Annotated in this window: 17 protein-coding genes; 8 read left to right on the top strand and 9 right to left on the bottom strand. The window is 62.3% G+C overall.

Annotated elements, in window-relative coordinates:
* Positions 1-55: 55 nt before the first annotated feature.
* Both HU755_RS10765 and HU755_RS10760 read right to left on the bottom strand, forming a co-directional pair.
* Positions 56-937: a MaoC/PaaZ C-terminal domain-containing protein gene (locus tag HU755_RS10765; RefSeq protein WP_186632330.1), complete on the bottom strand. Its 882-nt coding sequence runs from the start codon at positions 935-937 to the stop codon at positions 56-58.
* Positions 938-939: 2 nt separating this feature from the next.
* Positions 940-2,292, bottom strand: a complete 1,353-nt coding sequence (locus HU755_RS10760; protein ID WP_186632327.1) for a 3-oxoacyl-ACP reductase — start codon at positions 2,290-2,292, stop codon at positions 940-942.
* A gap of 255 nt (positions 2,293-2,547) precedes the next feature.
* Between HU755_RS10760 and HU755_RS10755 the strand changes: the two genes are divergently transcribed.
* The 3 genes from HU755_RS10755 (at position 2,548) to HU755_RS10745 (ending at position 6,499) form a co-directional block, all read left to right on the top strand.
* On the top strand, positions 2,548-3,825 hold the full coding sequence (locus HU755_RS10755) for an acetyl-CoA C-acetyltransferase (protein ID WP_186632324.1): 1,278 nt from the start codon (positions 2,548-2,550) through the stop codon (positions 3,823-3,825).
* Positions 3,826-4,167: 342 nt separating this feature from the next.
* Entirely contained in the window at positions 4,168-5,064 is an 897-nt protein-coding gene (locus tag HU755_RS10750) for a PA4780 family RIO1-like protein kinase (RefSeq protein ID WP_186632321.1), read from the top strand.
* Between the two features lie 226 nt (positions 5,065-5,290).
* Positions 5,291-6,499, top strand: coding sequence for an MFS transporter (locus HU755_RS10745; RefSeq protein WP_186632318.1), 1,209 nt, complete (start codon positions 5,291-5,293; stop codon positions 6,497-6,499).
* Here HU755_RS10745 and cueR read toward each other — a convergent pair.
* The 3 genes from cueR to HU755_RS10730 all read right to left on the bottom strand — a co-directional run bounded on the left by cueR (position 6,453) and on the right by HU755_RS10730 (position 9,834).
* Positions 6,453-6,866 carry a Cu(I)-responsive transcriptional regulator gene (gene cueR / locus HU755_RS10740; RefSeq protein ID WP_186547414.1) on the bottom strand — a complete coding sequence of 138 codons (414 nt, stop codon included), beginning with the start codon at positions 6,864-6,866 and terminating at the stop codon, positions 6,453-6,455. The two genes, HU755_RS10745 and cueR, sit on opposite strands and share 47 nt — an antisense overlap.
* Complete coding sequence (cueA, locus tag HU755_RS10735) at positions 6,863-9,256, bottom strand: copper resistance metal-translocating P1-type ATPase CueA (RefSeq protein WP_186632315.1); 2,394 nt, start codon at positions 9,254-9,256, stop codon at positions 6,863-6,865. Before cueA ends, cueR begins: the two co-directional genes overlap by 4 nt.
* Before the next feature lie 194 nt (positions 9,257-9,450).
* A complete protein-coding gene (locus HU755_RS10730; protein ID WP_186547410.1) occupies positions 9,451-9,834 on the bottom strand; it encodes a hypothetical protein in 384 nt (127 codons plus the stop codon).
* Between the two features lie 148 nt (positions 9,835-9,982).
* On the opposite strand from HU755_RS10730, the gene HU755_RS10725 reads away from it, so the two are divergent.
* The gene (locus HU755_RS10725; RefSeq protein ID WP_186620578.1) at positions 9,983-10,180 is read left to right on the top strand and encodes a cation transporter; all 198 of its coding nucleotides are present in this window, start codon (positions 9,983-9,985) and stop codon (positions 10,178-10,180) included.
* 144 nt (positions 10,181-10,324) lie between these two features.
* Positions 10,325-11,521 carry a multidrug effflux MFS transporter gene (locus tag HU755_RS10720; RefSeq protein WP_186632312.1) on the top strand — a complete coding sequence of 399 codons (1,197 nt, stop codon included), beginning with the start codon at positions 10,325-10,327 and terminating at the stop codon, positions 11,519-11,521.
* Between the two features lie 5 nt (positions 11,522-11,526).
* On the opposite strand, the gene HU755_RS10715 is transcribed toward HU755_RS10720, so the two are convergent.
* Entirely contained in the window at positions 11,527-11,700 is a 174-nt protein-coding gene (locus HU755_RS10715; protein WP_186547404.1) for a hypothetical protein, read from the bottom strand.
* 151 nt (positions 11,701-11,851) lie between these two features.
* Positions 11,852-12,865 carry a zinc-binding alcohol dehydrogenase family protein gene (locus tag HU755_RS10710; RefSeq protein ID WP_186632309.1) on the bottom strand — a complete coding sequence of 338 codons (1,014 nt, stop codon included), beginning with the start codon at positions 12,863-12,865 and terminating at the stop codon, positions 11,852-11,854.
* Between the two features lie 165 nt (positions 12,866-13,030).
* On the opposite strand from HU755_RS10710, the gene HU755_RS10705 reads away from it, so the two are divergent.
* The 3 genes from HU755_RS10705 (at position 13,031) to HU755_RS10695 (ending at position 16,520) form a co-directional block, all read left to right on the top strand.
* Positions 13,031-13,960 (top strand): LysR family transcriptional regulator, encoded by a 930-nt coding sequence (locus HU755_RS10705; RefSeq protein WP_186632307.1) that lies wholly within the window; start codon positions 13,031-13,033, stop codon positions 13,958-13,960.
* A 317-nt stretch (positions 13,961-14,277) separates the two neighbouring features.
* Positions 14,278-15,012 (top strand): helix-turn-helix transcriptional regulator, encoded by a 735-nt coding sequence (locus tag HU755_RS10700; RefSeq protein ID WP_186620588.1) that lies wholly within the window; start codon positions 14,278-14,280, stop codon positions 15,010-15,012.
* A 125-nt stretch (positions 15,013-15,137) separates the two neighbouring features.
* A complete protein-coding gene (locus tag HU755_RS10695; RefSeq protein WP_186632303.1) occupies positions 15,138-16,520 on the top strand; it encodes an MFS transporter in 1,383 nt (460 codons plus the stop codon).
* A 119-nt stretch (positions 16,521-16,639) separates the two neighbouring features.
* On the opposite strand, the gene HU755_RS10690 is transcribed toward HU755_RS10695, so the two are convergent.
* The gene (locus tag HU755_RS10690; RefSeq protein WP_186547394.1) at positions 16,640-17,593 is read right to left on the bottom strand and encodes an adenosine deaminase; all 954 of its coding nucleotides are present in this window, start codon (positions 17,591-17,593) and stop codon (positions 16,640-16,642) included.
* Positions 17,594-17,673: 80 nt separating this feature from the next.
* Positions 17,674-18,639, bottom strand: coding sequence for a 2-oxoglutarate and iron-dependent oxygenase domain-containing protein (locus HU755_RS10685; protein WP_186632300.1), 966 nt, complete (start codon positions 18,637-18,639; stop codon positions 17,674-17,676).
* Positions 18,640-18,716 lie beyond the last annotated feature (77 nt).

The following is an 18,716-nucleotide window of genomic DNA, read 5'->3' as shown; positions in this document are numbered from 1 at the left end:
GAATTTTGCAAAAGCGCGGGCAGGTCGAGGAAAAACTTAAGTGATATATACACAATTAACGGGTTTCTCTGGCCTCGAAAGTTCGGGCGATCGGTTGCCACTGACCGACCATATGCTCCAGGTCGCCGACGCCGATCAAACGCAACTCACCGCTGGACCCCGCCGCGCTGGTCAGCAATGTTACTTCGCTGGGCAGTCGCACCGGTTTGCGAAAGTGCACAGCGATCTCCAGATTGGCTTTGGGCAGATGATCGGCGAGTGCCGCGACGGTACGCGCTTTGTTCCACAAGCCATGGGCGATCGCGGTGGGAAAGCCGAACAGCTTTGCGCTCGCGGCACTCAGGTGGATCGGGTTGTAGTCGCCGGAGACTTTCGCATATTGACGACCGATGTCTGCCGGCGCGGCCCAGTGCGCCACGTCCAGCAGGTCCTGCGACGGCTCCCAGTCCTGGGCAGGCGTCTCGGCCTCAAGTTTCACACCGCGACAGAGCATCCGGCTGTCTGCTTCCCATAACGGCCCGAGCTGATCGTCCAGCGTAGTGAGCAGATCGAACGTCGCCCCTTTGGGATGTGGCTGCAGGTTGTGCACCTGCACGCTGACTTGCGCGCGACTGATGCCGCCCATTGGCCGCAACACGCGGATGCGGTTGCTCAGGTGAATCAGCCCAAGCAGCGGAAACGGAAAGTCTTTGGCCGTGAGCAATTGCATCTGCAAGGCGAAGGCGAGGACATGCGGATAGGTCGGCGGCAGCAGGCCGTCATCGGCGAAGCCGCAGACCTTGCGATACGCCGCCAGTCGTTTAGCGTCGATATCGACCCAGCAACGCAAGCCGCTGTCGGGCAGCTGCGTGCCGGTGATCTTGCGGCGTGTCGCGGCCCGTGTGTACAACCCCGGCAGACTCGGTTCGCGGTCCAGCGTGTGCCATTGAATACTCATGCCTAAGCCCCCAGCACGCTTTGTCCACACACCCGCAGCGCTTGCCCGGTGAATGCGCCGCTGCCCGGTTGAGCCAGCCAGGCCACCGCTTCGGCGACGTCTTGCGGCAAGCCGCCCTGGCCCAGCGAACTCATGCGCCGCCCGGCCTCGCGCAGGCCGAACGGAATGTGCGCGGTCATTTGCGTTTCGATGAAGCCCGGGGCCACGGCGTTGATGCTGATGCCGCGGTCCAGCAAGGTCGGCGCCCACGCCTGGGCCAGGCCGATCAAGCCGGCCTTGCTTGCGGCGTAGTTGGTCTGCCCGCGGTTGCCGGCGATGCCACTGATCGAGGCCAGCAGGATGACCCGCGCGTTGTCGCGCAAGGTGCCGCTGTCGAGCAGGGCCTTGGTCAGCACTTGCGGGGCGTTGAGATTGACGGCCAGCACCGCGTCCCAGAATTCCGGGGTCATGTTGGCCAGGGTTTTGTCACGGGTGATGCCGGCGTTGTGCACCAGAATGTCTAGCCCGTCGGGCAGTTGATCGATCAACTGCGTGGCGGCGTCATCGGCGCAAATGTCGAGGGTGATCGCGCGGCCACCGAGGCGCGCAGCCAGGGCTTCGAGGTCAGACTTGGCGGGCGGCACGTCGAGCAGAATGACCTCGGCACCATCGCGCGCAAGGGTTTCGGCAATCGATGCGCCGATCCCGCGCGCAGCGCCTGTGACCAGTGCCTTGCGCCCGGCCAGCGGTCGGGTCCAGTCGCTCACTTGGGTGGCGCAGGCGCTCAGGCGAATCACCTGCCCGGAGACGAATGCGCTTTTCGGCGAGAGGAAAAACCGCAGCGGGCCTTCCAGTTGGTCCTCGGCCCCGTCGCCGACATAAATCAGCTGCAATGTGGCGCCGCTACGCAGTTCCTTGGCCAGCGAACGCGAGAAGCCTTCGAGTGCTCGTTGCGCACTGGCGGCGAACGGATCGCGCAGAGTTTCCGGCGCGCGGCCGAGAATCAGCAGATGCGCGCTGTGCTCCAGATTCTTCATCAGCGGCTGGAAAAATTCACGCAACTGCTTGAGCTGATCGGTGTGCTGCAAGTCGCTGGCATCGAACACCACCGCCTTCAGCTTCGGGCCGTGCCCGGGAATCCACGCTGTCGCCATCGACGGTTCGGTGCCGTAGCTGTAGATCGCATCGGTCAGCCGGCTGGCCAGCGCGCTGACCCGCTCAGCCAACGGCCCGCCACCGATCAGCAGGGCACCTTCAATCGGCCGCAGGCGTCCGGCCTGCCAGCGCTCCAGCCGCACCGGCGACGGCAGGCCCAGGGCCCCGACCAGACGATGGCCGAAGGATGAGTTGGCGAAGTCGATATAGCGGTCAGACATGGAACGCGCTCCAGAGGTTGGGGTTCAAAGTGTGGACTGCCCACGGCAATCAATCGTTCGATCGGTGCAATAAGGCCTACGCTTGAACATTCAGGTTTAGCAGGTCTCGCAGAGGAACGCGCTACTGTGGGAGCGAGCCTGCTCGCGAAAGCTCGGCATCAGCCACCAGCGATGCCGGATGTACCGGCCTTTTCGCGAGCAGGCTCGCTCCCACAGGGGGCGCATCAAATTCGACATTTGGAACAGGAGTTATCCATGACCCAGCTGCGCCGCGTCGCGATCATCGGCGGTAACCGCATCCCTTTCGCCCGTTCCAATGGACCTTACGCCACGGCGAGCAATCAGGCGATGCTCACCGCCGCGCTCGAAGGTTTGATCGAACGCTACAACCTGCATGGCCTGCGCATCGGTGAAGTGGTGGCGGGGGCGGTGCTTAAATTGTCACGGGATATGAACCTGACCCGCGAATGCGTACTCGGCTCGCGCCTGTCTCCGGCCACGCCGGCCTACGACATCCAGCAAGCCTGCGGCACTGGCCTGGAAGCGGCGTTGCTGGTGGCCAACAAGATTGCCCTCGGCCAGATCGACTGCGGCATCGCCGGCGGCGTCGACACCACCTCGGATGCGCCGATCAGCGTCAGCGAAGGCTTGCGTAAGATCCTTCTGCAAGCCAACAACGCCAAAAGCATGGGCGCCAAGCTGAAAACATTTTTGCAATTGCGGCCCCGGCATCTGATTCCCGACTTTCCGCGCATCGGCGAACCGCGCACAGGCCTGTCGATGGGGCAGCACTGTGAATTGATGGCGCAGACCTGGAATATCCCCAGAGGAGAACAGGATCAGCTGGCTTTTGAAAGCCACCACAAACTCGCCGCGTCTTACAGCGAGGGCTGGCACAACGATCTGATGACACCGTTTCTGGGCCTGACCCGCGACAACAATCTGCGCCCGGACCTGACTCTGGAAAAGCTCGCCACGCTGAAACCTGCGTTCGAGAAAAGCGCCGGGGGCACGCTGACGGCGGGCAACTCCACGCCGCTCACCGATGGTGCTTCCGTGGTGTTGCTGGGCAGTGAAGAGTGGGCCAGAGAGCGTGGCCTGCCGATCCTGGCTTATCTGCGTGACGGCGAGGCGGCAGCGGTAGATTTCGTCAACGGCGCTGAAGGCTTGCTCATGGCGCCGGTTTACGCCGTGCCACGCTTGCTGGCGCGCAACGGGCTGACCTTGCAGGATTTTGACTATTACGAAATTCACGAAGCGTTCGCTGCGCAGGTGTTGTGCACGCTGAAAGCCTGGGAGGATCCGGAATACTGCAAAACCCGTTTGGGCCTCGACACGCCGCTGGGTTCGATTGACCGAAGCCGGCTTAACGTGAAGGGCAGTTCGCTGGCGGCGGGGCATCCGTTTGCCGCAACGGGCGGGCGGATTGTCGCTAATCTGGCGAAACTGCTGGATGCGGCTGGCCAGGGCCGGGGGTTGATCTCGATCTGTGCGGCGGGCGGGCAGGGCGTCACCGCCATCATCGAACGTTAAGCACTGTTTCAATGTGGGAGCGAGCCTGCTCGCGAAGAGGCCGTGTCAGTCGCCATCACTCCTTCTGACACACCGCTTTCGCGAGCAGGCTCGCTCCCACAGAGTTTCGGTGCATCGGCAATGTCAGATTCTGTCGCAAATGCCCTTGCCGGCCGATACCAATCAATGTCACGGTCTCGGCTATGATTCGTATCGGTCGCTGCGGCTTGACCGCGTTTGATCCGGCACAGTGTGTGCATCCTCATGGTTCACAGGTCGGCAACCCCTCCCCGTCGGGCGAGGATTGCCGTATAACGAGTGACATTCGCGTGTTTGGTAATAAAGGACCCACAATAAAAGCTGATGAAGACTCCAAAACGCATTGAACCCCTGATCGAGGACGGTCTGGTCGACGAAGTGCTGCGCCCACTGATGAGTGGCAAAGAGGCAGCTGTTTATGTAGTGCGCTGCGGCAATCAGTTACGTTGCGCCAAGGTCTACAAGGAGGCGAATAAACGCAGTTTCCGCCAGGCGGCCGAGTATCAGGAAGGCCGCAAGGTTCGCAACAGCCGTCAGGCCCGGGCCATGGCGAAGGGTTCGAAGTTCGGTCGCAAAGAGACCGAAGATGCCTGGCAGAACGCCGAAGTGGCGGCGCTGTTCCGTCTGGCCGGTGCCGGTGTGCGAGTGCCCAAACCGTATGACTTCCTCGACGGCGTGCTGTTGATGGAGCTGGTGGCTGACGAATACGGCGACGCCGCCCCGCGTCTGAACGACGTGGTGCTGGAACCGGATCAGGCGCGCGAGTATCACGCCTTCCTGATTTCGCAGATCGTGCTGATGTTGTGTACCGGTCTGGTGCACGGTGACCTCTCCGAGTTCAACGTGCTGCTGACACCCACCGGCCCGGTCATCATCGACCTGCCGCAAGCGGTCGACGCGGCGGGCAACAACCACGCGTTCAGCATGCTCGAGCGTGACGTCGGCAACATGGCTGCGTACTTCGGGCGTTTCGCGCCGGAGTTGAAGGCGACCAGGTACGCCAAGGAAATGTGGGCGTTGTACGAAGCCGGCACTTTGCACCCGAACAGTGTGCTGACTGGTGAGTTCGACGAGCCGGACGACCTGGCCGATGTCGGCGGTGTGCTGCGCGAAATCGAAGCGGCGCGTCTCGACGAGGAACGCAAGCAGGCCATTCGCGCGGCGGACGATGCGCCGAAAGGCAAGTCCGACGAACCGCCTCCACCACCGTGGATGCAGTGATCGCTTGACGGGAAACCCGGCTTTGGCCGGGTTTTTTGTACCTGCGCCATTGGTAAACACCACCGATCCCTGTAGGAGTGAGCCTGCTCGCGATAGCGGTGTATCAGCTAATACAGTGTTGATTGATACACCGCTATCGCGAGCAGGCTCACTCCTACAGGGGTTTGTGGTGTTGCTGAAAGTTGTATGGGAATCTGACCGACCTTCGCACACTCAAGGACTGAATGTGACCACCTCGCGCAACACCTACTTGATCGTCAGTGCCCGGCTGATCTCCGATTTTGGCGCGTTCCTCAACATGGTCGCGCTCGCCACCTATGTCTACCTGCTGAGCAACAGCGCCATGAGCGTCGGCATTTTTTTGGCCAGTCGTGTCGGGGGCGGGATTTTCGCCAGCCTGATCGGCACGTGGTTTTACCGACGCTGGCAGGGTCGCGCGCCGCTGATTGCTTTCGATTTGTTGCGCGCCGTGCTGCTGGGGCTGCTTTTGATCACACCGGCGAATCAGCAGGCATGGCTGCTGCCGTTCATTGCCTTTGGCCTCGGCCTGGGCAATTCGATGTTCGCCATCGGCCTGAACAGTCAGTTACCGCGTTTGATCCCCGAGCAGCAATTGCTCAAGGCCAACGCCTGGATGACCTCGGCCTCATCCGCAGCGATGGTCGGCGGCAGTCTGGTGTCGGGGTTGCTGGTGGCGGGGTTTGGGTTCGCGACGGTGTTCGCCCTCAATGCCCTGACCTATTTGCTGGCAGCGTCTCTGATCGTGCCGCTGCGCTTTGAAAAGCCGATGGGCAGCGACGTCGCCGAACGCGGTGAATGGACGGCCCTCAAGCAGGGGCTGCGCAGTGCCCCGGTAGTCGCCGCCATGCTCGCGGTGACGATGGCCGACACTTTGGGCAGCGCCGCGCACAACGTTGGTTTTCCGATCATTTCGAAGCTGCTTACCCCGGACGCGGCCAGTACCACACTGGGCCTGGCGCTCGCCGTGTGGGCCAGCGGCAAACTGCTCGGCGCGCGCATCGCCAGTCGCCTGAAAGGCTCGGACAAGCGCCATCTCGAACGACGGTTTTTCTGCGGCGTGGCGCTGATGTCCTGCGGTTTCATTCTGATGTTTCAGCAACATAGCCTCTACGGTCTGTTGCTGTTTGCCTTGCCGGCGGGGCTGGGCGACGGCATTTCCGAAGTGAGCCTACTGTCACGTCTGCAACGCGAACCGGCGGCCCTGCGCCTGCCGATCTTCAGCGTTCTGACCCTGCTGCAAATGACCGGTTTCGGCATCGGCATGCTGATCGCCGCGCCGTTCTATGCGTGGTGGACGCCGGGTGCCGTGGTCATGCTGTTCCATGGCATTCCCCTCGGCACCCTCTGTGCGCTGAAGGCGCTGGCGCTCAGGCGCGAGCGGGTTGCGCGCAGCAGCCCGACGCCAGTTCCTTGAGGATCGGGCAGTCCGGGCGGTGATCGCCGCTGCAATGCTCGACCAGATCCTGCAAGGTATCGCGCAGCTCGCCGAGTTCGCGGATCTTCTGGTTCAACTCGTCAATGTGTTGCCGCGCCAGGGCTTTCACATCGGCACTTGCACGCTGGCGATCCTGCCACAGGGTCAGCAGCTTGCCGACCTCCTCAAGGGAAAAGCCCAAGTCCCGCGAGCGCTTGATGAACGCCAGCGTGTGCAGGTCATCAGCGCCGTAGACCCGGTAACCGCTGTCAGTGCGACTCGCTGCCTTGAGCAACCCGATCGACTCGTAGTAACGGATCATTTTTGCGCTCAGGCCACTGTGCTTGGCTGCTTGGCCGATGTTCATCGGTGCTCCTCCAGGTCTTTGGGTTTCCAGGTCTTCAACAGTAGCGCGTTGCTCACCACACTGACGCTCGACAGCGCCATGGCCGCACCTGCCAGCACCGGGTTGAGCAAACCAAACGCCGCCAGCGGAATGCCGATCAGGTTGTAGACGAAGGCCCAGAACAGATTCTGGCGGATCTTCGCATAGGTCTTGCGGCTGATCTCCAGCGCCGCCGGCACCAGACGTGGATCGCCGCGCATCAGGGTGATGCCGGCCGCGTGCATGGCGACGTCGGTGCCGCCGCCCATGGCGATACCGATGTCGGCCGCTGCGAGTGCCGGCGCGTCATTGATGCCGTCGCCGACCATGGCAACCACGCCGGTTTTCTTCAGCTCGGCGACGGTTGCGGCTTTGTCGGCCGGCAGCACTTCGGCGTGGACGTTGCTGATGCCCAAGGCCTCGGCCACCACACGTGCGCTGCCGCGGTTGTCGCCGGTCAGCAGGTGGCTGTGGATATTCCGTGCGGCGAGTTGTTGCACCGCTTGCAGGGCGCCGGGTTTGAGCGTGTCACCGAAGGCGAACAGGCCCAGCACTTTCGGGTCCGGACGTTGTTCGATCAGCCAGGACAGCGTGCGGCCTTCGCGCTCCCAGGCCTCGGCTGATTCGCTCAGGAGACCCGCACTCAAACCGCTTTCGTCGAGCATTCGGCGATTGCCCAGCGCCAGACGCCGGCCAGCAAGATCGCCGGCGATACCGCGACCGGTCAGCGACTGGCTGTCGCTGACATCCGGCACCTTCAAGCCGCGTTCGGCTGCGGCGTCCAGCACCGCTTTGGCCAGCGGGTGTTCGCTGCCACGTTGCAGCGCACCGGCCAATGTCAGCAATTGGTCTTCGTCGCCATCGACCGCCGTGAGGTGGGCGATACGCGGCGTGCCGGAGGTCAGCGTGCCGGTCTTGTCGAACACCACACTGCTGACTTCATGGGCGCGCTCCAGCGCTTCGGCGTCCTTGATCAGAATGCCGTGGCGTGCGGCAACGCCCGTGCCGGCCATGATCGCCGTCGGGGTGGCGAGGCCGAGGGCGCAGGGGCAAGCAATGACTAGAACGGCAACGGCGTTGATCAACGCCGTTTCCAGCGGCGCGCCATACAGCCACCAGCCGAGCAGCGTGGCGAGGGCCAGCAGCAAGACCGTCGGTACGAAGATCTGGCTGACTTTATCCACCAGTTTCTGGATGGGGGCTTTCGCTGCCTGGGCGTCTTCCACCAGACGAATGATGCGCGCCAGCACGGTTTCTGCGCCCAGCGCCTGAGTGCGCACCAGCAAGCGGCCTTCGCCATTGATAGCGCCGCCGGTGACCTTGTCGCCCGGTTGTTTCGGCACTGGCAGGCTCTCGCCGCTGATCAGCGCTTCGTCGGCGTGGCTCTGGCCGTCGATGACTTCGCCGTCGACCGGGAAGCGCTCACCGGGTTTGACCAGCACCAGATCATTGAGGCGCAGGGCACTGATAGCGACATCCTGCTCGCGGCCGTCGACCACCTGAATCGCCCGCTCCGGGCGCAATGCTTCCAGCGCGCGGATGGCGCTGGCGGTCTGGCGCTTGGCGCGGCTCTCAAGGTATTTGCCGAGCAACACCAGGGCGATGACCACCGCCGAGGCTTCGAAATACAGATGAGGCATGCGCTCGCCCGCTGTGGCCCATTCGTACAGGCTCAAGCCGTAACCGGCGCTGGTGCCAAGGGCGACGAGCAAGTCCATGCTGCCGGCGCCGGCGCGCACGGCTTTCCACGCCGCCACGTAAAAGCGCGCGCCGAAGATAAATTGCACGGGCGTGGCGAGGGCAAATTGCGCCCAGGCCGGGAGCATCCAATGGATGCCGAACGGTTGCAGCAGCATCGGGGCCACCAGCGGCAGGGCGAGGACGATCGCGCAGATCAGCGCCCAGCGTTCGCGGTGCAGGCGTTTTTGCTGATCATCCGATTGCGAGCGTTCGGTTTGCCAGACGCTGGCGGAATAACCGGCCTTGCTCACCGCATCGAGCAGGGTTTGCGCATCGACTTGACCGAGCAATTGGAGATGGGCACGTTCATTGGCCAGATTGACGCTGACGCTGTTCACACCGGGGACTTTTTTCAGGGCGCGTTCGACGCGACCGACGCAGGATGCGCAGGTCATGCCGTCGATACTCAGTTCAAGGGTTTGCCGAGGCACGCTGTAACCGGCGCGCTCCACGGCTTGCATCAGCGCCGGCAGGCTGTCGCCGGGCGCCTGTACCCGCGCCTGTTCGGTGGCGAGGTTGACGCTGACGGCGCTGGCGCCGTTGACTTTGCTCAAGGCCCGCTCGACGCGCCCGGCACAACTGGCGCAGGTCATGCCGGCAATCGGCAGATCGAAAGTGATGGATTCGGACATCGGTCACGCTCCCTGTAGAAGTTGTCTACAGGATCAACCTTGCCACGCGGGCAAGGTCAAGCGCCATTATTCAACGCGCCGCAAAACCAACTGTGGGAGCGAGCCTGCTCGCGAAAGCGGTGTATCAGCAACATCATTGCTGAATGAACCACCGCATCCGCGAGCAAGCCCGCTCCCACAGGTCCTGGGTGTGCTCAATAACCGAGATCGGCTCGTTTCAGGTAAACACCTTCAGCATTCATCGCCAACCGGTACTTCAGCACATCGCCGGCATGCAGCACGACTTCCTGCGAGCCCGGTGCCAGCATTCCCGGATTGCACCCCGGTGCCTGGCCCGGCAACAGTTTCAAGCGCAGCGAAACCTTGCCCGGCGGCAAGTTGAACGAGGTGCTCTGCTCCTGAAACAGGCGTGCCGAGAGCTGGTCCTGAATGTACACGCCGATCTCGCACGACGTCGCCACTTCCAGGCGCTCGCGGGAAATGATCAGCACCGCGTAATCCTCACCGGCGGCTTGCACCTGGGGGACGGCGGCGAAAAGGCTGAGCAAGCCAAACAGGCTCAAAGCTGACCAGCGCATGGCTGAATCTCCTGAATTCGAGTCATTGATGTACGCAGCTTGGCCGAGCGCGGCGCCGATTGCCAGCCCGGCAGTTTTGCGCAGAACTTGACCTTGCCATCGTGGCAAGCTCGACACTGCCGGCAACCTCACTCAAAGGAGTCTTTCCATGCAAGTGTTCAACGTTCAAGGCATGTCCTGCGGTCACTGCGTCAAAGCCATTACCCATGCCGTGCAGGCCATCGATCCGGCGGCCAGTGTGCGCGTCGATCTGTCAGCAAAAGAGGTCGGTGTCGAAAGTGCGCTCAGTGCCGATCAGGTCATCGAAGCGATTCGCGAAGAAGGGTATGAGGTCAAACTCGCCTGATATCGATCAAACCCTGTGGTGAGGGAGCAAGCTCCCTTGCCACAGGTGACCTGTGCTTTTTGATCGTTAGCGAGCTATCGGAATGTTCAACGCGTTCGGGCGCAGCTAGACTGTCGGGCTGCGACTTGCCCATCTGGATGCCTGATGAACTTCCGTACGATTCTGATACTCGGCGCCTTGAGCGCCTTCGGTCCCTTGGCGATCGACTTCTACTTACCCGCATTTCCGGCCATGGCGCTGGCGTTCGGTACTGATGAGCAGCATGTTCAGCTGACGCTGGCGGCGTATTTCCTTGGCCTGTCGCTGGGTCAACTGGCCTACGGTCCGATCGCAGACCGGTTCGGTCGGCGCATTCCGCTGCTCAGCGGCGTCGGCCTGTTCACCCTGGCGTCGCTGGCCTGCGCCTACGCGCCCAATCTCGAATGGCTGATCGGCGCGCGTTTCGTCCAGGCACTGGGCGGCTGCGCAGGCATGGTGATCTCCCGGGCCGTGGTCAGTGACAAGTGCGATGCGGTGGGCTCGGCCAAGGTCTTTTCGCAGCTGATGCTGGTGATGGGCCTGGCACCGATTCTGGCGCCGATGCTTGGCGGCCTGTTGGTCAACACCACGGGGTGGCAGTCGATCTTCCTGGTCTTGACCGGGTTCAGTGCCCTGGCGGGGCTGGCGGTAGCGCTCGGTCTGCCGGAAAGCATGCCGGCGCACATGCCGCGCCAGCCCTTGTCCGGTGCGCTTCGCCAGTACATGCGACTGGTCAAGGATTCGGTTTATCTGGGCCACGCGCTGACCGGTGGCATCGCCATCGCCGGGATGTTTGCCTACATCGCCGGTTCACCGTTTGTCTTCATCAAGCTGTACGGCGTTCCGGCCGAGCATTTCGGCTGGCTGTTCGGCACCAACGCGGCAGGTTTCATCCTGGTCGCGCAAGTCAACGCACGCCTGCTGGCCAAACGTGGCCCGGCGTTTTTGCTGGTGCGTGCAGTGTGGGTGTATTTCCTTGCGGGGCTGACGTTGCTGGCGGTCAGCGCGATGCATCCTGATGCCTTGTGGCCGTTGCTGATTCCGTTGTTCATCTGCATCGCCAGCCTCGGCTGCATCATCCCCAACGCCTCGGCGTGCGCGATGAACGGCCAGGGTGCGCGCGCCGGGAGCGCGTCGGCGATGCTCGGTTGCCTGCAATTCAGCATCGCCGCCGGTGCAGCAGCATTGGTGGGGGTGTTGCACGACGGCAGCGCGGTGCCGATGGCCATGGTCATCAGCCTGTGCGGTTTGCTGGTAGTGAGCGTCGCGCTGCTCACTCGACGTCTGCAAAATGCCCGGGCACTGGCACAGGCCCAGGTTTGAACACTTCAGCCAGCAGCGCGCTGCTGGCTGTGTTCGGGGATTCGATGGGGCGCGCAGAGTCGCGCTTCGAGGGTGCGAGTGAAGGCCAAAGCCTCGGCTTCACTGCGAAAGGTCACGACGTGCTGGTCCAGGCGAACCTGCCATTGAGACTTTGCCACTTCTTTTATCAGGATCTTCATTGCTGACCTCCCTTGCGTAAAAGATGTATCGCAGAGGCTTCGATTGTAGACCCCAATACGCGCGCAATTGTGACAAGGGTCAGGCAACTGACTGACGGCAAAAAACCTCGCAGCCGCTCTGGCAGAGCAGCGACTGCGAGGTTTGATGTTTTCAGAAACCTTCTAAAACAATTTTCCCCTTGGCCTTGCCGCTTTCCAGCAGTTCGTGGGCGCGACGCAGGTTGGCTGCATTGATCGTGCCGAAGTGCTCGCCGACGGTGGTCTTCAAGGTGCCGGCATCGATCAGCTCGGCGACGCGGTTGAGCAGCTTGTGCTGTTCGATCATGTCCGGCGTTTCGAACAGCGAGCGGGTGTACATGAACTCCCAGTGCAGCGACAGGCTCTTGCGCTTGAGCAGGCTGATGTCGAACGACTTCGGATCGTCGATCAGCGCCAGTTTGCCTTGCGGCGCAAGGGCTTCGACCAGTTGCGGCAGATGCTGATCGGTCTGGGTCAGGCTGGCGACGTGGGTCACGCTGTCGATACCGGCGCGTTTCAGTTCTTCGCTCAGCGGCTGGCTGTGATCGATGACCAGGTCGGCGCCCAGTTTGCTGACCCAGTCACGAGTCTGCTCGCGGGAGGCCGTGCCGATCACCTTCAGCCCCGTCAACTGCCTGGCCAGTTGGGTAAGGATCGAGCCCACCCCGCCTGCTGCGCCGACGATCAGCAGGCGCTGGTTTTCATCGTTGTTGCCCTCACGAATTTGCAGACGCTCAAAAAGTAGCTCCCACGCGGTGATGGCGGTCAGTGGCAGGGCGGCGGCGTCGGCAAAACCGAGGGACTTGGGCATATGGCCGACGATGCGTTCATCGACAACGTGCAATTCGCTGTTGCCACCGGCCCGGGCAATCGAACCGGCATAGAACACCTTGTCGCCGGCCTTGAACAGGGTGACATCGCTGCCCACGGCCTTGACCACACCGGCAACGTCCCAGCCCAGCACCTTCGCCGCGCCGTTTTCCGGGGCCACGTTCTGCCGCACTTTGGTATCGACCGGGTTGACCGAGATGGCTTTGACTTCCACCAGCAGGTCGCGCGGGCCGGCGACCGGTTCTGGCAGTTCGATGTCTTGCAGGGCGCTGGTGTCGCTGATGGGCAGCGAGGCGTAATAGGCGATGGCTTTCATGGGTGGCTCCGTACAGGTAATAGAATAAATCAGACAATCGCGCCGTGGCACTTGACCAGGACAGCGGTGGAATTCGATGAGGCCATCATTGGCTATTTCTCTGCGGGATAAAACCGGCTAAAAGAGCAGTCTCTTTCAATATTTTTTTGATAATCGAGGCTGAGGATGCTGCGTTTCGATGATTTGCAGTTGTTTGTCCGGGCGGCGGATCTCGGTAGCCTGTCGGCGGCGGCGCGGGTGATGGACATGTCCGCCGCCGTGGCCAGCGCAGCGTTGAAACGGATCGAACAGCAGCTCGGCGCGCGGTTGCTGGCGCGTTCGACCCGCAGCCTGCGCCTGACGGCCGAGGGCGAGGGCTTTCTCGAATACGCACGGGCGGCGTTGGGCAATCTCGATGAGGGCCGGCGCTGGCTGGCCAGCGGGCAGGATCAGGTCAGCGGGGTTCTGCAATTGTCGGCACCCTCGGATTTCGGGCGCAACCTGCTGTTGCCCTGGCTCGATGAATTTCAGCGCGAGCATCCGAAATTGACGGTGCGCCTGTTACTGGGCGACCGTATCGCCGACCTGTTTCGCCAGCCGGTGGACATCGCCTTGCGCTATGGCGAGCCGGAAGACTCCACGCTGGTGGCCTTGCCCATCGCCGCGCACAACCGCCGGGTGCTGTGTGCTTCACCGGCGTATGTGGCGCGGCATGGCGAACCCCGCCAGCTCGAGCAACTGGCCCAGCACAACTGCCTGCTGTACATGCTCGGCAGCCGCGTTCATGACCACTGGAGTTTCCATGATGGCAAACGCGAAGTCAGTCTGACCGTCAGTGGCGACCGCTTCAGCGATGACGCCGACGTCGTGCGGTTGTGGGCGCTGGCCGGGGCCGGGATCGCCTATAAATCCTGGCTCGACGTGGGCACCGATGTGCTGGCCGGGCGCCTCAAAGTACTGATGCCGGAGCTGCTGTGTGAGCGCGCACCGCTGAATCTGCTGTGCGCCCATCGCGCGCAGTTGAGTAAGCCGGTGAACCTTTTGCGCGAGATGCTCGCCAGCCGATGCGCTGAACTGAGTAGTCAATTTCCCGCTTTCCTGAAACTTGATCATTAGTCGCAGGTAAATAGAGAAATTTCTGTCAGGAACAATCACCAAGTGCGCAGGCCCCGGCGCAGGACTCGGCGCCTAACCCGCTTATACTAGCGCCCGCCTCATACCAGCACCGACACCCCGTCCCGGATGCCCTCGCACTGCATCGCCAGGACTCAAGTGACGGTTGCGCACCTGCTGCGGGTTCTGTGCCGGAGCAGGTTGCGTCAGCGGCCTGCCTTGCCACGGCCCATGGCGATTTCCGCGTCTTGGCCGCTGACTGATTACCGGCCAAGATGTCTTCGAGCGGTAGACGATACGATTCAACAGGGAGTGAACACATGGAACATGCACCTTGCATCAGCCAGATCGCCACGTTGCTGGCCGACCCCAAGCGCAGCGCAATGATGTGGGCGTTGATGGATGGTTCGGCCCGGCAAACCGAAGAGCTGGCGCTGCTGGCAGGGCTCTCGCCGTCATCAGCCAGTGCGCACTTGGGGCGGCTGTCCGCTGGCGGTCTGTTGAAAGTCGAAATACGCGGTCGAAAACGCTTCTTTCGCCTGGCGGCACCGGAGGTCGGCGCGGCAATCGAGGCACTGGCCAGCGCCACCATCGCCAGCGCCCCGCGCGCGATACCGGCGGCGCTGAAACGCACCGCTGCGATGGTCAAGCCCCAGGCGGCGCCGTCTTCGCTGTTGCGCGCGCGTTTCTGCGACGATCATCTGGGCGGCACACTGGCGGCCGATCTGTATCAGCGCCTGCTCGATGCCGGCTGGATCGAGCAGCTCGAACAGCGGGTGGTCGTGACGCACAAGGGTTCGACCCAGTTGGCCAAACGCGGCGTATTCATCCAGGCCCTGGCCCATCGCAATGTGCAGGTCGCGTGCGCGTGCCCGGACTGGAGCGAGCGCCGTCCGCACATGGGCGGTTCACTCGGCGCGGCGTTGTTGCAACTGTTCATGCAGTCCGGCTGGCTGACCTTGCCCAACGATTCCCGCGCCCTGCAACTGACCGCCGCCGGGCAACGGGAAATCCATCGCTTTGCCCGGGAAACCGAGCTGGAAGTGGCGTTATAGAGCGTTGGCGCTGGTCAAGCCGGGGACGGCGTCGTCCACGGCTGCGGGCAGGTCGCATTCAGTACGGCCTCTGAATCACCATCGCGCACACTCGTTCCGGGGATTTTTCCGGAGGGGGACACCGCATGGACACTCAACGCTTCAGCGCAGCAGAAAGACTGGAACGCTTGCCACTGAGCGGTTATCACCGAATCATTTTCATCATCATTGCCCTGGCGTTTTTCTTCGACTCCATGGACCTGGCGATGATGACGTTTCTGCTCGGTTCCATCAAAGCCGAATTCGGACTGAGCAGCGCCGAGGCCGGGTTGCTCGCCAGTTCGAGCTTTTTCGGCATGGTGCTGGGCGCCTCGTTGTCGGGGATGCTGGCCGACCGTTTCGGGCGTAAACCGGTGTTCCAGTGGAGCATCGTGTTGTGGGGCGTGGCCAGTTACCTGTGTTCGACCGCGCAAACGGTCGAGACCCTGACGTTATTCCGCATCCTGCTGGGGATCGGCATGGGCATGGAGTTTCCGATTGCCCAGTCGATGCTGTCGGAACTGATCCCCGCCCAGCGGCGTGGGCGCTACATCGCGCTGATGGATGGCTTCTGGCCGCTCGGTTTTGTCGCCGCAGGGGTACTTTCGTATTTTCTGCTGCCGCTGATCGGCTGGCGCGACATCTTCCTGGTCCTGGCAGTGCCGGCGGTGTTTGTGCTGGTGATCCGCTTTTTCATCCCGGAGTCACCGCGCTGGCTGGAACAGGCCGGGCGCGAGGCAGACGCGGATCAGGTACTCAACGGCATTGAGCAACGCGTCCGTGCATCATTGGGCGGTGCGACGCTGCCTGAGCCGGTGCGGCTGCCACGCACGGTGACGCCACCGGGCAACTTCTTTTCGGCGCTTCAGCAGATCTGGTCGCCACAGTACCGCCAGCGCACGACGATGATCTGGAGCCTGTGGTTCTTTGCTCTGCTCGGTTTCTACGGATTGACCTCATGGCTCAGTGCGCTGCTGCAGCAGTCGGGTTTCGCCGTGACTCAATCGGTGTATTACACCGTGCTGATTTCCCTCGGCGGGATTCCCGGGTTCTTGATGGCGGCGTGGCTGGTCGAGCGCTGGGGGCGCAAACCGGTGTGCGTCGTCACGTTGCTTGGCGGCGGGGTGATGGCGTTTCTTTACGGTCAGAGCGCGGTATTCGGTGGCAACGTTGCGCTGCTGATCGGCACCGGGCTGTTGATGCAGTTCTTTCTGTTCGGCATGTGGGCGGTGCTCTACACCTATACGCCGGAGTTGTACCCGACGTCAGCACGGGCGACCGGCTCGGGCTTTGCCTCGGCGATCGGGCGTGTCGGCTCGCTGCTTGGGCCGTTAGTGACTGGACTGGTGTTCCCGATAACCGGGCAGGGCGGGGTATTTGCGCTGGGCGCGGCGTGCTTTGCGGTTGCCGCGGGGGTGGTGTGGCTGTTCGGGATGGAGACGCGGGGTAAAACCCTGGAAGAGCTGACTGAAACCGAAGTCACTGGCTAACGCCGATCAAACTGTGGGAGCGGGCTTGCTCGCAAAAACGGTGTATCAAACAACATCTACGTTGAATGACACACCGCATTCGCGAGCAAGCCCGCTCCCACATCAGACCTCTAACGGTCTTACGGTTTGACCAACCGAGCGTCCAGGCTGTTCTGCGCCAGACGCTTGGCCTGGTCCTGGGTCATGCCCAGGTGTTCATGCAGCGCATGGAAGTTTTCGGTCACGTAACCGCCGAAATACGCCGGGTCGTCGGAGTTCACCGTGACCTTCACGCCGCGCTCGAGCATGTCGAGAATGTTGTGCTGCGACATGTGATCGAACACGCAAAGCTTGGTGTTCGACAGTGGGCACACCGTCAGCGGAATCTGCTCGTCGATGATTCGCTGCATCAGCCGCTCGTCTTCGATCGCGCGCACGCCGTGGTCGATGCGCTGGATTTTCAGCAGGTCGATGGCTTCCCAGATGTACTCCGGCGGGCCTTCTTCACCGGCGTGAGCCACGGTGAGGAAGCCCTCGTTGCGCGCGCGATCGAAGACGCGCTGGAACTTGCTCGGTGGATGGCCCATTTCCGAACTGTCGAGACCGACCGCGACAAACGCGTCACGGAACGGCAGCGCCTGATCGAGGGTTTTCTCGGCTTCTTCTTCGCTCAGGTGACGCAGGAAGCTGAGGATCAAACCGCTGCTGATGCCCAGTTGCGTCTCGCCGTCCTTGAGTGCTGCGGCGATGCCATTGAGCACCACTTCAAACGGGATGCCGCGGTCGGTGTGAGTTTGCGGATCAAAGAACGGTTCGGTGTGAATCACATTCTGTGCCTTGCAGCGCAGCAGGTAGGCCCAGGTCAGGTCGTAGAAATCCTGCGAGGTGCGCAGCACGTCCGCGCCCTGGTAATACAGGTCGAGGAACTCTTGCAGGTTGTTGAACGCATAAGCCTTGCGCAGGGTTTCGACGTCGCTCCACGGCAGGGCGATCTTGTTGCGTTCGGCGAGGGCGAACAGCAATTCAGGCTCCAGCGAGCCTTCCAGATGCAGGTGCAGTTCAGCCTTGGGCAGGGCGTTGAGCCAGTCGTACATAGTCTTTTCTCATCAGGTGCAATGCCGGCATTCTACAGAGGCGCGGCGAAATAATTGGCAAAACCTGACCAGACGATCCATCACACGGCTTCCTGCTCGCGGCGATAGGCGTAGGTATCGGCGAAGCGCGACAGCAGGAACTCTGCGCACGTGGTGGTCGGATATTTCGCCGGATGCGCGGCGTCCTGGCACCCGGGCAGGCACTCGATGCGCGTGTCCGGGTGCGGCTCGGCGAAGAACGGCATCGAATAACGATCAACCCCGAGCGGGCTGATCACCCGGTGCGGTGTCGAGCGATAACGGTCATTGCTCCAGCGCGCCATCATGTCACCGAGATTGACCACGAAAGTGCCGTCAATCGGCGGCGCGTCGATCCATTCATCCTGAACGTTCTTAACCTGCAGACCGCCCGCACTGTCCTGGTAGAGCAGGGTAATGCAACCGTAATCAGTGTGCGCGCCGGCGCCTTGCTGCTCGGCGGAACTGGCGGTGTGACGCGGCGGGTAATGGATCATGCGCAGCACGCTGACCGGCTCAACGAAGCGCGTGTCGAAGAAGTCGCGCTCGATCCCCAGCGCAATCGTCATCGCCCGCAGCAGGGTTTGCGCGAGCGCCTGCATGTCGCAGTAATGCGCCTCCATCAGGGCTTCCCAGCCGGGTTGCGCCGGATGACGGTTTGGCCCGCGCAACGGCTTTTGCGCCAGCACCTCGGGGTGATCGGCCGTCAGGTGCAGGCCCATGTCGAAGGTTTCTTTCAGGTCGCTGGGTTTGTCCGGGTCCAGTTGCTCGGTGGCAATCGCGCCATAGCCGCGATGGTGACGGGTCTGGGTGATGTCGATCTTGAGTTTTTCTGCCGCGGGCAGGGCGAAAAAGCGCTGGGCGTGATCGAGCAGGGCATCGATGCGCTGCGCAGAAATCGGATGACCCTTGATATAGAAAAAGCCCCACTCGCGACAGGCTTGGTCGATCTGCTCGGCCACGGCGGGCCAGGCGCTTTCGTCGGTGGTGTAGAGCGGGCTGATGTCGATGATGGGAAGACTGTTCATGCACAATCCTTGGATACTGTGAAGTCTCAAATGTGGGAGCGGGCTTGCTCGCGAAGGCGTCGTGTCAGTCGCTAAAT

Source organism: Pseudomonas sp. SWRI111 (genome assembly GCF_014268555.1).
Taxonomy (GTDB): domain Bacteria; phylum Pseudomonadota; class Gammaproteobacteria; order Pseudomonadales; family Pseudomonadaceae; genus Aquipseudomonas; species Aquipseudomonas hamedanensis.
The sequence above is the reverse complement of the archived record's forward strand: the minus strand, read 5'-3'. Positions and strand labels throughout refer to the sequence as shown.